Source organism: Moritella sp. 36, assembly GCF_018219415.1.
Classification (GTDB): Bacteria; Pseudomonadota; Gammaproteobacteria; order Enterobacterales; family Moritellaceae; genus Moritella.
In genome coordinates this window covers 95,773-110,533 of record NZ_CP056120.1, presented here as the reverse complement: position 1 = coordinate 110,533, position 14,761 = coordinate 95,773, and the positions used below count along the sequence as shown (strand labels likewise).

Below are 14,761 nucleotides of genomic sequence, written 5' to 3'. Positions count from 1 at the left end.
TAATCGATTCATATGGATAGCATTTTAGTAAAGGAATAACGAATGATCCCAACTAACAAACCCCTGAACCCAAACTTTTCTTCAGGCCCTTGCAGTAAGCGTCCTGGCTATGAATTAACACAACTGGATATAAGTACTCTCGGTCGTTCACACCGTTCTAATATCGGTAAAGCAGCGCTACAAAAAGCCATTGAGAAAACCAAAGAGCTCTTAAAAATTCCGGGGGACTATCACATCGCTATAGTTCCAGCTTCTGATACTGGTGCAATGGAGATGATGCTGTGGTCATTACTCGGGGCAAGAACGGTTGATGTTTGCTACTGGGAATCGTTTGGTAAAGGCTGGTTCAATGATATTAAAAATGAACTTCAACTTAGCAATGTGAATGCAATCACCGCTGATTATGGCCAACTCCCTGATTTAGACACGACGAATCCAGAGCATGACATTGTGTTTACTTGGAATGGCACTACATCTGGCGTTAAAGTGCCAAATGCAGACTGGATCAGTGACCAACGTACAGGTTTAACAATTTGTGACGCCACCTCAGCTGTATTTGCCATGCCGATAGCATGGGATAAACTCGATGTAACCACATTCAGTTGGCAGAAGGTATTAGGTGGTGAAGGTGCTCACGGCATGATCGTACTTAGCCCTGCAGCAGTTAAACGTTTAGAATCTTATACCCCACCTTGGCCATTACCTAAGATCTTTCGTTTAACTAAAAATGGCAAATTGATTGAAGCGATTTTTACTGGAGCCACTATTAACACTCCGTCAATGCTATGCGTAGCGGATTATTTAGATGCATTGAACTGGATAGACAAGATCGGTGGCGTTGACGCTGCAATTAACCGTTCTGAAAATAATTTAGCGATTATAAGTAACTTTGTTGCCCAACATAAATGGATAGATTTTCTTTCAGTGCGAGCTGAATATAGATCAAATACCAGCGTATGCTTACGTTTAGCACTAAGCGATATTCAATTAAAAGCGTTCAGTAAACTATTAGCTCAGCAACAAGTTGCTTATGATATTAACTCATATAAAGATGCCCCGTCAGGACTGCGTATTTGGTGTGGAGCTACAGTAGAATCACATGATCTCGAGTTACTATTACCTTGGCTCATTTGGGCTTATGAAAGTGTTCGAGATGAACAATAATAACGTTTCGATTTACGTATAGTAATATACACAAAACCGGCCGTAGGCTGGTTTTTATCAGTCGCTAACTTAAATCTCAGGCACAAAAAAGCCGATATCATTACTGATATCGGCTCTCTCTAATTTGGCGCTTGGCGATGCCCTACTCTCACATGGGGAAGCCCCACACTACCATCGGCGTTATTACGTTTCACTACTGAGTTCGGAATGGGATCAGGTGGTACCGCAACACTATGGTCACCAAGCAAATTTGGTTTGCTTTCAAGTTGTATCTTTAAAATCTGAAAAGCTATAAATAAAGAAGTCTTTAAAACATAAAGTGTTCTGTCTATTCTTAAGTCGATATTTCAATTAATCATACTTCAGTTTGTATGGTTAAGCCTCACGGGTAATTAGTACAAGTTAGCTCAATGCCTCACAGCACTTACACACCTTGCCTATCAACGTTGTAGTCTCCAACGGCCCTTCAGGGGACTTAAAGTCCCAGTGAGAACTCATCTCGAGGCCTGCTTCCCGCTTAGATGCTTTCAGCGGTTATCAGTTCCGAACTTAGCTACCGGGCAATGCTATTGGCATAACAACCCGAACACCAGTGGTTCGTCCACTCCGGTCCTCTCGTACTAGGAGCAGCTCCTCTCAATTCTCAAACGCCCACGGCAGATAGGGACCGAACTGTCTCACGACGTTCTAAACCCAGCTCGCGTACCACTTTAAATGGCGAACAGCCATACCCTTGGGACCAACTTCAGCCCCAGGATGTGATGAGCCGACATCGAGGTGCCAAACACCGCCGTCGATATGAACTCTTGGGCGGTATCAGCCTGTTATCCCCGGAGTACCTTTTATCCGTTGAGCGATGGCCCTTCCATTCAGAACCACCGGATCACTAAGACCTACTTTCGTACCTGCTCGACGTGTCTGTCTCGCAGTTAAGCTGGCTTATGCCTTTGCACTAACCACATGATGTCCAACCATGTTTAGCCAACCTTCGTGCTCCTCCGTTACTCTTTGGGAGGAGACCGCCCCAGTCAAACTACCCACCAGACACTGTCCGCAATCCCGATAAGGGACCTACGTTAGAACATCAAACGTACAAGGGTGGTATTTCAAGGTTGACTCCACATCATCTAGCGACAATGCTTCAACGTCTCCCACCTATCCTACACATGTAGGTTCAATGTTCAGTGCCAAGCTATAGTAAAGGTTCACGGGGTCTTTCCGTCTAGCCGCGGGTACACTGCATCTTAACAGCGATTTCAATTTCACTGAGTCTCGGGTGGAGACAGCGTGGCCATCATTACGCCATTCGTGCAGGTCGGAACTTACCCGACAAGGAATTTCGCTACCTTAGGACCGTTATAGTTACGGCCGCCGTTTACCGGGGCTTCGATCATGAGCTTCGACCTAAGTCTAACCCAATCAATTAACCTTCCGGCACCGGGCAGGCGTCACACCGTATACGTCATCTTTCGATTTTGCACAGTGCTGTGTTTTTAATAAACAGTTGCAGCCACCATTTCTCTGCGACCGACAATAGCTTACGGAGCAAGTCCTTCACCATCATCGGCGTACCTTCTCCCGAAGTTACGGTACCATTTTGCCTAGTTCCTTCACCCGAGTTCTCTCAAGCGCCTTAGTATTCTCTACCTAACCACCTGTGTCGGTTTGGGGTACGATTCTCTTATATCTGAAGCTTAGAGGTTTTTCCTGGAAGCCGGGTATCAACTACTTCATCTCCGTAGAGACTCGTCATCAGCTCTCAGCCTTAATGTGCGCCCGGATTTACCTAAGCACACAGCCTACAACCTTAAACATGGACAACCATCGCCATGCTAGCCTAACCTTCTCCGTCACCCCATCGCAATATAAGTGAGTACAGGAATATTAACCTGTTTCCCATCGACTACGCCTTTCGGCCTCGCCTTAGGGGTCGACTCACCCTGCCCCGATTAACGTTGGACAGGAACCCTTGGTCTTTCGGCGTGGAGGTTTTTCACCCCCATTATCGTTACTCATGTCAACATTCGCACTTCTGATACCTCCAGCAAGCTTCTCAACTCACCTTCGACGGCTTACAGAACGCTCCTCTACCATGCAAGAACAAGTCTTGCATCCGTAGCTTCGGTGGTATGTTTAGCCCCGTTAAATCTTCCGCGCAGACCGACTCGACCAGTGAGCTATTACGCTTTCTTTAAAAGATGGCTGCTTCTAAGCCAACTTCCTGGCTGTCTGAGCCTTTCCACATCGTTTCCCACTTAACATACACTTTGGGACCTTAGCTGACGGTCTGGGTTGTTTCCCTTTCCACGACGGACGTTAGCACCCGCCGTGTGTCTCCCGCGATTGAACTTATTGGTATTCGGAGTTTGCAAAGGGTTGGTAAGTCGGGATGACCCCCTAGCCTTAACAGTGCTCTACCCCCAATAGTTAGACGCGAGGCGCTACCTAAATAGCTTTCGAGGAGAACCAGCTATCTCCCGGTTTGATTGGCCTTTCACCCCCAGCCACAAGTCATCCGCTAATTTTTCAACATTAGTCGGTTCGGTCCTCCAGTTGATGTTACTCAACCTTCAACCTGCCCATGGCTAGATCACCGGGTTTCGGGTCTAATCCCAGCAACTATTCGCGCAGTTAACACTCGGTTTCCCTACGGCTCCGCTATTCGCTTAACCTTGCTACTGAAATTAAGTCGTTGACCCATTATACAAAAGGTACGCAGTCACAGAACAAGTCTGCTCCCACTGCTTGTACGTATACGGTTTCAGGTTCTATTTCACTCCCCTCACAGGGGTTCTTTTCGCCTTTCCCTCACGGTACTGGTTCACTATCGGTCAGTCAGTAGTATTTAGCCTTGGAAGATGGTCCTCCCATATTCAAACAGCATATCACGTGTGCCGTCCTACTCGATTTCACAGTAAGGTCGTTTTCATGTACGGGACTATCACCCTGTATCGTGAAACTTTCCAGAATCTTCCACTAACTTCCAAACTGCTTAAGGGCTAGACCCCGTTCGCTCGCCGCTACTAAGGGTATCTCTATTGATTTCTTTTCCTCGGGGTACTTAGATGTTTCAGTTCTCCCGGTTCGCTTCGCAACGCTATGTATTCACGTTACGATACTCTACAAAGTAGAGTGGGTTCCCCCATTCGGAAATCTGTGGATTAACGCTTTTTATCAACTCCCCACAGCTTAACGCAGATTAACACGTCCTTCATCGCCTCTGACTGCCTAGGCATCCACCGTATACGCTTAGTCACTTAACCATACAATCTAAAGTCGACCGTACAATTGAAATAACTAGGTATTATCTAGTTTTTTTCGCCTCAAGAATACTCAAGAACACTATATTGTTATTGCCGAAGCAATAACGTGTTTTAAGAACTTCTTTATTTATTCAGCTTTCCAAATTTTTAAAGAGCAATTTGCTAAAAAGCAAAGATAAACAAGCGATTGCTTATCTTTGCTTACTAGCGTCTTACTATTAGTAAGACATACTATTCAACTTTCTATTCAAGCAATTTGTGTGGGCACTTACAAAAATTAACAACTTTACGTAAGGAGGTGATCCAGCCCCAGGTTCCCCTAGGGCTACCTTGTTACGACTTCACCCCAGTCATGAACCACACCGTGGTCATCGCCCTCCCGAAGGTTAAGCTAATGACTTCTGGTGCAGCCCACTCCCATGGTGTGACGGGCGGTGTGTACAAGGCCCGGGAACGTATTCACCGTGACATTCTGATTCACGATTACTAGCGATTCCGACTTCATGGGGTCGAGTTGCAGACCCCAATCCGGACTACGACGCACTTTATGGGATTCGCTTACCATTGCTGGTTTGCAGCCCTTTGTATGCGCCATTGTAGCACGTGTGTAGCCCTACTCGTAAGGGCCATGATGACTTGACGTCGTCCCCACCTTCCTCCGGTTTATCACCGGCAGTCTCCTTAGAGTTCCCACCATTACGTGCTGGCAAATAAGGATAAGGGTTGCGCTCGTTGCGGGACTTAACCCAACATTTCACAACACGAGCTGACGACAGCCATGCAGCACCTGTCTCATAGTTCCCGAAGGCACCAATCCATCTCTGGAAAGTTCTATGGATGTCAAGAGTAGGTAAGGTTCTTCGCGTTGCATCGAATTAAACCACATGCTCCACCGCTTGTGCGGGCCCCCGTCAATTCATTTGAGTTTTAACCTTGCGGCCGTACTCCCCAGGCGGTCTACTTAATGCGTTAGCTTAAGAGCCCAGTTCTCAAGGAACCAAACTCCGAGTAGACATCGTTTACGGCGTGGACTACCGGGGTATCTAATCCCGTTTGCTACCCACGCTTTCGCATCTGAGCGTCAGTTACTTGCCAGGTGGCCGCCTTCGCCACTGGTATTCCTTCAGATCTCTACGCATTTCACCGCTACACCTGAAATTCTACCACCCTCTCAAGAACTCTAGTTTGCCAGTTCGAAATGCAGTTCCCAGGTTGAGCCCGGGGCTTTCACATCTCGCTTAACAAACCGCCTGCATGCGCTTTACGCCCAGTAATTCCGATTAACGCTTGCACCCTCCGTATTACCGCGGCTGCTGGCACGGAGTTAGCCGGTGCTTCTTCTGCGAGTAACGTCACAGCAGTAGAGTATTAATCTACTGCCTTTCCTCCTCGCTGAAAGTACTTTACAACCCTAAGGCCTTCTTCATACACGCGGTATGGCTGCATCAGGGTTTCCCCCATTGTGCAATATTCCCCACTGCTGCCTCCCGTAGGAGTCTGGACCGTGTCTCAGTTCCAGTGTGGCTGATCATCCTCTCAGACCAGCTAGGGATCGTCGCCTTGGTGAGCTCTTACCTCACCAACAAGCTAATCCCACTTGGGCTCATCTAGTCGCGAGAGCTTTCAAGAAGAGGCCCCCTTTCACCCGTAGGTCGTATGCGGTATTAGCAGTCGTTTCCAACTGTTGTCCCCCTCGACTAGGCAGATTCCCAAGCATTACTCACCCGTCCGCCGCTCGACGCCAGAATAGCAAGCTATTCTTCGTTTCCGCTCGACTTGCATGTGTTAAGCCTACCGCCAGCGTTCAATCTGAGCCATGATCAAACTCTTCAATTAAAAGTTTTTTGACTAATCAACGATGTTGATTAAGTCGGCTCAATGAATTCTGTACTTCAACAACAAACCGAGGTTTGTTGTTTATAAAACCAAATCTTTCGATTTAATTTAATGTTCACAATTACATTGATATAATTTTTGGTCATTATATCTCTGCAAGTGCTCACACAGATTGCTTGAATAAATTGTTAAAGAGCATTGGCGTGTTAAACACGGCAATTTTCAAATATCACTCAAGGAGTGTTATCTGAAAATTGCTGTAACTATCGTTACAACAATTTAATTTGGCGCTTGGCGATGCCCTACTCTCACATGGGGAAGCCCCACACTACCATCGGCGTTATTACGTTTCACTACTGAGTTCGGAATGGGATCAGGTGGTACCGCAACACTATGGTCACCAAGCAAATTTGGTTTGCTTTCAAGTTGTATCTTTAAAATCTGAAAAGCTATAAATAAAGAAGTCTTTAAAACATAAAGTGTTCTGTCTATTCTTAAGTCGATATTTCAATTAATCATACTTCAGTTTGTATGGTTAAGCCTCACGGGTAATTAGTACAAGTTAGCTCAATGCCTCACAGCACTTACACACCTTGCCTATCAACGTTGTAGTCTCCAACGGCCCTTCAGGGGACTTAAAGTCCCAGTGAGAACTCATCTCGAGGCCTGCTTCCCGCTTAGATGCTTTCAGCGGTTATCAGTTCCGAACTTAGCTACCGGGCAATGCTATTGGCATAACAACCCGAACACCAGTGGTTCGTCCACTCCGGTCCTCTCGTACTAGGAGCAGCTCCTCTCAATTCTCAAACGCCCACGGCAGATAGGGACCGAACTGTCTCACGACGTTCTAAACCCAGCTCGCGTACCACTTTAAATGGCGAACAGCCATACCCTTGGGACCAACTTCAGCCCCAGGATGTGATGAGCCGACATCGAGGTGCCAAACACCGCCGTCGATATGAACTCTTGGGCGGTATCAGCCTGTTATCCCCGGAGTACCTTTTATCCGTTGAGCGATGGCCCTTCCATTCAGAACCACCGGATCACTAAGACCTACTTTCGTACCTGCTCGACGTGTCTGTCTCGCAGTTAAGCTGGCTTATGCCTTTGCACTAACCACATGATGTCCAACCATGTTTAGCCAACCTTCGTGCTCCTCCGTTACTCTTTGGGAGGAGACCGCCCCAGTCAAACTACCCACCAGACACTGTCCGCAATCCCGATAAGGGACCTACGTTAGAACATCAAACGTACAAGGGTGGTATTTCAAGGTTGACTCCACATCATCTAGCGACAATGCTTCAACGTCTCCCACCTATCCTACACATGTAGGTTCAATGTTCAGTGCCAAGCTATAGTAAAGGTTCACGGGGTCTTTCCGTCTAGCCGCGGGTACACTGCATCTTAACAGCGATTTCAATTTCACTGAGTCTCGGGTGGAGACAGCGTGGCCATCATTACGCCATTCGTGCAGGTCGGAACTTACCCGACAAGGAATTTCGCTACCTTAGGACCGTTATAGTTACGGCCGCCGTTTACCGGGGCTTCGATCATGAGCTTCGACCTAAGTCTAACCCAATCAATTAACCTTCCGGCACCGGGCAGGCGTCACACCGTATACGTCATCTTTCGATTTTGCACAGTGCTGTGTTTTTAATAAACAGTTGCAGCCACCATTTCTCTGCGACCGACAATAGCTTACGGAGCAAGTCCTTCACCATCATCGGCGTACCTTCTCCCGAAGTTACGGTACCATTTTGCCTAGTTCCTTCACCCGAGTTCTCTCAAGCGCCTTAGTATTCTCTACCTAACCACCTGTGTCGGTTTGGGGTACGATTCTCTTATATCTGAAGCTTAGAGGTTTTTCCTGGAAGCCGGGTATCAACTACTTCATCTCCGTAGAGACTCGTCATCAGCTCTCAGCCTTAATGTGCGCCCGGATTTACCTAAGCACACAGCCTACAACCTTAAACATGGACAACCATCGCCATGCTAGCCTAACCTTCTCCGTCACCCCATCGCAATATAAGTGAGTACAGGAATATTAACCTGTTTCCCATCGACTACGCCTTTCGGCCTCGCCTTAGGGGTCGACTCACCCTGCCCCGATTAACGTTGGACAGGAACCCTTGGTCTTTCGGCGTGGAGGTTTTTCACCCCCATTATCGTTACTCATGTCAACATTCGCACTTCTGATACCTCCAGCAAGCTTCTCAACTCACCTTCGACGGCTTACAGAACGCTCCTCTACCATGCAAAGAACAAGTCTTTGCATCCGTAGCTTCGGTGGTATGTTTAGCCCCGTTAAATCTTCCGCGCAGACCGACTCGACCAGTGAGCTATTACGCTTTCTTTAAAAGATGGCTGCTTCTAAGCCAACTTCCTGGCTGTCTGAGCCTTTCCACATCGTTTCCCACTTAACATACACTTTGGGACCTTAGCTGACGGTCTGGGTTGTTTCCCTTTCCACGACGGACGTTAGCACCCGCCGTGTGTCTCCCGCGATTGAACTTATTGGTATTCGGAGTTTGCAAAGGGTTGGTAAGTCGGGATGACCCCCTAGCCTTAACAGTGCTCTACCCCCAATAGTTAGACGCGAGGCGCTACCTAAATAGCTTTCGAGGAGAACCAGCTATCTCCCGGTTTGATTGGCCTTTCACCCCCAGCCACAAGTCATCCGCTAATTTTTCAACATTAGTCGGTTCGGTCCTCCAGTTGATGTTACTCAACCTTCAACCTGCCCATGGCTAGATCACCGGGTTTCGGGTCTAATCCCAGCAACTATTCGCGCAGTTAACACTCGGTTTCCCTACGGCTCCGCTATTCGCTTAACCTTGCTACTGAAATTAAGTCGTTGACCCATTATACAAAAGGTACGCAGTCACAGAACAAGTCTGCTCCCACTGCTTGTACGTATACGGTTTCAGGTTCTATTTCACTCCCCTCACAGGGGTTCTTTTCGCCTTTCCCTCACGGTACTGGTTCACTATCGGTCAGTCAGTAGTATTTAGCCTTGGAAGATGGTCCTCCCATATTCAAACAGCATATCACGTGTGCCGTCCTACTCGATTTCACAGTAAGGTCGTTTTCATGTACGGGACTATCACCCTGTATCGTGAAACTTTCCAGAATCTTCCACTAACTTCCAAACTGCTTAAGGGCTAGACCCCGTTCGCTCGCCGCTACTAAGGGTATCTCTATTGATTTCTTTTCCTCGGGGTACTTAGATGTTTCAGTTCTCCCGGTTCGCTTCGCAACGCTATGTATTCACGTTACGATACTCTACAAAGTAGAGTGGGTTCCCCCATTCGGAAATCTGTGGATTAACGCTTTTTATCAACTCCCCACAGCTTAACGCAGATTAACACGTCCTTCATCGCCTCTGACTGCCTAGGCATCCACCGTATACGCTTAGTCACTTAACCATACAATCTAAAGTCGACCGTACAATTGAAATAACTAGGTATTATCTAGTTTTTTTCGCCTCAAGAATACTCAAGAACACTATATTGTTATTGCCGAAGCAATAACGTGTTTTAAGAACTTCTTTATTTATTCAGCTTTCCAAATTTTTAAAGAGCAATTTGCTAAAAAGCAAAGATAAACAAGCGATTGCTTATCTTTGCTTACTAGCGTCTTACTATTAGTAAGACATACTATTCAACTTTCTATTCAAGCAATTTGTGTGGGCACTTACAAAAATTAACAACTTTACGTAAGGAGGTGATCCAGCCCCAGGTTCCCCTAGGGCTACCTTGTTACGACTTCACCCCAGTCATGAACCACACCGTGGTCATCGCCCTCCCGAAGGTTAAGCTAATGACTTCTGGTGCAGCCCACTCCCATGGTGTGACGGGCGGTGTGTACAAGGCCCGGGAACGTATTCACCGTGACATTCTGATTCACGATTACTAGCGATTCCGACTTCATGGGGTCGAGTTGCAGACCCCAATCCGGACTACGACGCACTTTATGGGATTCGCTTACCATTGCTGGTTTGCAGCCCTTTGTATGCGCCATTGTAGCACGTGTGTAGCCCTACTCGTAAGGGCCATGATGACTTGACGTCGTCCCCACCTTCCTCCGGTTTATCACCGGCAGTCTCCTTAGAGTTCCCACCATTACGTGCTGGCAAATAAGGATAAGGGTTGCGCTCGTTGCGGGACTTAACCCAACATTTCACAACACGAGCTGACGACAGCCATGCAGCACCTGTCTCATAGTTCCCGAAGGCACCAATTCATCTCTGAAAAGTTCTATGGATGTCAAGAGTAGGTAAGGTTCTTCGCGTTGCATCGAATTAAACCACATGCTCCACCGCTTGTGCGGGCCCCCGTCAATTCATTTGAGTTTTAACCTTGCGGCCGTACTCCCCAGGCGGTCTACTTAATGCGTTAGCTTAAGAGCCCAGTTCTCAAGGAACCAAACTCCGAGTAGACATCGTTTACGGCGTGGACTACCGGGGTATCTAATCCCGTTTGCTACCCACGCTTTCGCATCTGAGCGTCAGTTACTTGCCAGGTGGCCGCCTTCGCCACTGGTATTCCTTCAGATCTCTACGCATTTCACCGCTACACCTGAAATTCTACCACCCTCTCAAGAACTCTAGTTTGCCAGTTCGAAATGCAGTTCCCAGGTTGAGCCCGGGGCTTTCACATCTCGCTTAACAAACCGCCTGCATGCGCTTTACGCCCAGTAATTCCGATTAACGCTTGCACCCTCCGTATTACCGCGGCTGCTGGCACGGAGTTAGCCGGTGCTTCTTCTGCGAGTAACGTCACAGCAGTAGAGTATTAATCTACTGCCTTTCCTCCTCGCTGAAAGTACTTTACAACCCTAAGGCCTTCTTCATACACGCGGTATGGCTGCATCAGGGTTTCCCCCATTGTGCAATATTCCCCACTGCTGCCTCCCGTAGGAGTCTGGACCGTGTCTCAGTTCCAGTGTGGCTGATCATCCTCTCAGACCAGCTAGGGATCGTCGCCTTGGTGAGCTCTTACCTCACCAACAAGCTAATCCCACTTGGGCTCATCTAGTCGCGAGAGCTTTCAAGAAGAGGCCCCCTTTCACCCGTAGGTCGTATGCGGTATTAGCAGTCGTTTCCAACTGTTGTCCCCCTCGACTAGGCAGATTCCCAAGCATTACTCACCCGTCCGCCGCTCGACGCCAGAATAGCAAGCTATTCTTCGTTTCCGCTCGACTTGCATGTGTTAAGCCTACCGCCAGCGTTCAATCTGAGCCATGATCAAACTCTTCAATTAAAAGTTTTTTGACTAATCAACGATGTTGATTAAGTCGGCTCAATGAATTCTGTACTTCAACAACAAACCGAGGTTTGTTGTTTATAAAACCAAATCTTTCGATTTAATTTAATGTTCACAATTACATTGATATAATTTTTGGTCATTATATCTCTGCAAGTGCTCACACAGATTGCTTGAATAAATTGTTAAAGAGCATTGACCTTAACGCCTTGCGTCGTAGTCAGGCTGCGTATTCTACGCAAACCAGATTTGAAGTCAAGCACATATTTATGCTTTATTCAGGACGTTTAAAAAGTAACCAAAGTTAATTTATAAACACCTTACTGAACGACTGTTGCCGTGTCAGTGAGGCGCTATTATAGGGATTTAACGTTTACAGGCAAGTGATTTCTAAAAATAATATAGCGCTATCTAGCTTGGTTGTTTACTATGCTATTTGAGTATTTGACTAACATTAATAACTATAAATGACTATATAGGGACAACAATGAGCACTTCACTTCGAGAGTACCAAGGAATATCACCACAATTAGCAGGCTCTGTGTATATAGATAAGTCAGCAGTCTTAATCGGAGATATAAAGATTGGTGAACACGCAAGCATATGGCCACTTGTTGCAGCACGCGGTGACGTAAACAAAATATCTATTGGCGCCCGTACCAATGTACAAGATGGTTGCATATTACATGTTACTCGGAAAAGTCTAGTAAACCCAGATGGTATCCCACTGCTTATTGGTGAAGATGTTACCGTCGGTCATAAAGCACTATTACACGCTTGCACCATTGGTGATCGTGTATTAATCGGAATGGGTGCTATAGTCCTTGATGGCGCTATAATTGAAGATGACGTCATGATTGGTGCAGGAACTTTAGTTCCACCAAGAAAAACATTAGCAAGTGGTTATCTTTATATCGGCAGTCCAGCGAAACAGGCAAGAAAATTAACGGATGATGAGATCGCGTTCTTGAAACTATCCGCTGATAACTACGTACTGCTAAAAAATGAGTATATAGAAGATAGCCAGTAATCCGATTCGAAAAACAGCCCAAATTTATAAAGTACTACTTATACCCTCTAACTTAACCTAGAGGGTAACAGAATTAATTTTATTTAATCGTTTTTCTTAAGACTTCAAGTACTGGCGACATAGATGGGGTGATGCCTCGCCAAACTTTAAAGCTTTCAGCCGCTTGTCCAACCAACATTCCTAGCCCATCAATAGCAAGTTCAGCGCCTTGTTCCATCGCCCATAAATTGAATGCCGTAGCCTCCACTTTATACATCATGTCATAACAAATAGTTTTTTTATCAACTAAAGCTGGCGAAATTGCAGGAACTAAACCCGACAAACTTGCCGAAGTCGAGTTAATAATAAGATCAAAGCGACCACTTAATGCAGTAAAACTACATGCTCTAATATCGCCCTTATCATTAAATAATGTTGCTAACTGTTGCGCTTTGATATCTGTGCGATTAGCAATAACCAGTTCTTGTATGCCTTGTTCTAATAATGGACCAATTACGCCACGCGCAGCACCACCGGCACCCAATAATAAAACCCGCTTATTAGCTAGTATCGTATATTGCAATAAATCGTGTACCAGACCAAATCCATCCGTATTATCACCAATTACCCGACCTTCGTCAGTAAGTACCAAGGTGTTCACTGCACCAGCAAGTTGCGCTCGTGGTGTTAATTCCTGAGCAAATGAAAATGCCTCTTCTTTAAAAGGGACGGTGATATTACAACCCTTTCCTCCCTGAGAAAAAAAATCATTCATCGCCATGACAAAACCATTAATAGGGGCTTCAATAGCTTGATACCTTAGATCTTGTCCAGTTTGCTGAGCAAATAAGCTGTGGATCATAGGTGATTTACTGTGGTTTATTGGATTACCAAATACGGCATAACGGTCCATACTGCACAACTCCTGTGATGAGGTAGATAAAGGAAAAAACCTAGTAAACAACGATTTGAGTATATCAGTCAATAGAAGTTGTCAGAATAGAATATTGATTAACGGTAGGTTTTACCCGTAACCGCATCTCTGATCGTTGTTGGTTGTGCAAGTTCGCCAACCGCTTCGTCAACAATCGCGCCAAGTAATGGCCCAAGTTGGCAAGTAACTTCAGCAGCAGTCACGCAAGGCGTAAGTCCCGTTAAGTTAGCACTTGTTGAGGTGATTGGGCTGCCAAAAGCAAGGCATAATGCCTGTACAGTCGGATGGGCAGAAACACGTACTGCAATACTATCAAACTGTCCTGTTAACCATTTAGGTACTTGTGCTTTAGCTGGCATAACCCAAGTCACAGGACCTGGCCAGGTTTGATTTATGAGATTTATTTGCACTGTAGACAATGCTGTAAAATCAACATAATCATTTAATTGCGCTAAATTTGCTGCAATTAAGATTAAACCTTTTTCAACAGGGCGTTGTTTGATGGATAGTAAGCGTTGAACCGCTTTTTCACTCATTGGATCACAACCTAAGCCAAAAACAGCTTCTGTTGGATAAGCAATAACTTGCTGATTGTGTAACGCAGTAACCGCGTTGCTAATGGCTGTTGAATTATTCACAGTAATATATCTATTATTAATAGTCATAAATAAAAATGGTAGCTTACGCTACCATTTCTTACTCTATAACGACAGTGATAAGCTTAGTTTCTTACTAATTACAGCTATAGTGCTTTTAATTTAGCTTGTAATGCTTCGTCTTTAGCAATGATGCTTGCAGCATTAGCTTGACGCTCAGCTTTAACTTTAGCCGCCATTTCAGGGTTACCAATTGCAAGCATTTGCGCAGCAAGATAACCCGCATTTTTAGCACCCGCACTACCGATTGCTACAGAAGCAACAGGTACACCGCCAGGCATTTGCACTGTTGATAATAATGCATCCATACCTTGTAACGGACCCGCATCAATTGGCACACCAATAACAGGGTGTGTAGTGATACCAGCAACCGCACCCGCTAAATGCGCAGCTAGACCTGCAGCACAAATAAATACAGCACAACCACGGCTTTCAGCATCGGTCACATATTGATGTGTCGCTGCTGGCGTACGGTGAGCAGAAGTTACTTTCACTTCGTACTGAATTTCAAATGATTTTAGTACATTCAGTGTCGCCTGCATGACAGGTAAGTCTGAATCTGAGCCCATTAATACTGCAACAAATGGTGTAGACATAATTATTCCCTTTCCGTATGAGTTATTTTTAATCGTTTA

The 14,761-nt window shown here is 46.0% G+C and carries 5 protein-coding genes and 6 rRNA genes; 2 read left to right on the top strand and 9 right to left on the bottom strand.

Annotation, left to right across the window (positions count from 1 at the left end; translation table 11 throughout):
• The first annotated feature begins 42 nt into the window (after positions 1-42).
• Positions 43-1,164, top strand: a complete 1,122-nt coding sequence (locus tag HWV03_RS00495; protein WP_211678043.1) for a phosphoserine transaminase — start codon at positions 43-45, stop codon at positions 1,162-1,164.
• A gap of 129 nt (positions 1,165-1,293) precedes the next feature.
• On the opposite strand, the gene rrf (HWV03_RS00490) is transcribed toward HWV03_RS00495, so the two are convergent.
• The 6 genes from rrf (HWV03_RS00490) to HWV03_RS00465 all read right to left on the bottom strand — a co-directional run bounded on the left by rrf (HWV03_RS00490) (position 1,294) and on the right by HWV03_RS00465 (position 11,524).
• A 5S ribosomal RNA gene (gene rrf / locus HWV03_RS00490) occupies positions 1,294-1,409 on the bottom strand.
• Positions 1,410-1,535: 126 nt separating this feature from the next.
• A 23S ribosomal RNA gene (locus HWV03_RS00485) occupies positions 1,536-4,427 on the bottom strand.
• Between the two features lie 291 nt (positions 4,428-4,718).
• Positions 4,719-6,263 (bottom strand): 16S ribosomal RNA (locus HWV03_RS00480).
• A gap of 289 nt (positions 6,264-6,552) precedes the next feature.
• A 5S ribosomal RNA gene (gene rrf / locus HWV03_RS00475) occupies positions 6,553-6,668 on the bottom strand.
• Positions 6,669-6,794: 126 nt separating this feature from the next.
• Positions 6,795-9,688 (bottom strand): 23S ribosomal RNA (locus tag HWV03_RS00470).
• A gap of 291 nt (positions 9,689-9,979) precedes the next feature.
• Positions 9,980-11,524, bottom strand: a 16S ribosomal RNA gene (locus HWV03_RS00465).
• The 16S, 23S and 5S rRNA genes sit together here, the layout of an rRNA operon.
• A 490-nt stretch (positions 11,525-12,014) precedes the next feature.
• Between HWV03_RS00465 and HWV03_RS00460 the strand changes: the two genes are divergently transcribed.
• Positions 12,015-12,557, top strand: coding sequence for a gamma carbonic anhydrase family protein (locus HWV03_RS00460; protein WP_211678042.1), 543 nt, complete (start codon positions 12,015-12,017; stop codon positions 12,555-12,557).
• Positions 12,558-12,636: 79 nt separating this feature from the next.
• Here HWV03_RS00460 and aroE read toward each other — a convergent pair whose 3' ends face one another.
• From aroE to purE, 3 genes are all read right to left on the bottom strand, one after another.
• On the bottom strand, positions 12,637-13,449 hold the full coding sequence (aroE, locus tag HWV03_RS00455) for a shikimate dehydrogenase (RefSeq protein ID WP_211678041.1): 813 nt from the start codon (positions 13,447-13,449) through the stop codon (positions 12,637-12,639).
• 98 nt (positions 13,450-13,547) lie between these two features.
• A complete protein-coding gene (locus HWV03_RS00450; protein ID WP_211678040.1) occupies positions 13,548-14,135 on the bottom strand; it encodes an L-threonylcarbamoyladenylate synthase in 588 nt (195 codons plus the stop codon).
• Positions 14,136-14,212: 77 nt separating this feature from the next.
• The gene (gene purE, locus HWV03_RS00445) at positions 14,213-14,722 is read right to left on the bottom strand and encodes a 5-(carboxyamino)imidazole ribonucleotide mutase (RefSeq protein ID WP_211673616.1); all 510 of its coding nucleotides are present in this window, start codon (positions 14,720-14,722) and stop codon (positions 14,213-14,215) included.
• Between the last annotated feature and the right edge of the window lie 39 nt (positions 14,723-14,761).

Coding starts and splice junctions, on each gene's coding strand:
- HWV03_RS00495 (WP_211678043.1), top strand. CDS start 43: ATGATCCCAACTAACAAACCCCTGAACCCAAACTTTTCTTCAGGCCCT.
- HWV03_RS00460 (WP_211678042.1), top strand. CDS start 12,015: ATGAGCACTTCACTTCGAGAGTACCAAGGAATATCACCACAATTAGCA.
- aroE (WP_211678041.1), bottom strand. CDS start 13,449: ATGGACCGTTATGCCGTATTTGGTAATCCAATAAACCACAGTAAATCA.
- HWV03_RS00450 (WP_211678040.1), bottom strand. CDS start 14,135: ATGACTATTAATAATAGATATATTACTGTGAATAATTCAACAGCCATT.
- purE (WP_211673616.1), bottom strand. CDS start 14,722: ATGTCTACACCATTTGTTGCAGTATTAATGGGCTCAGATTCAGACTTA.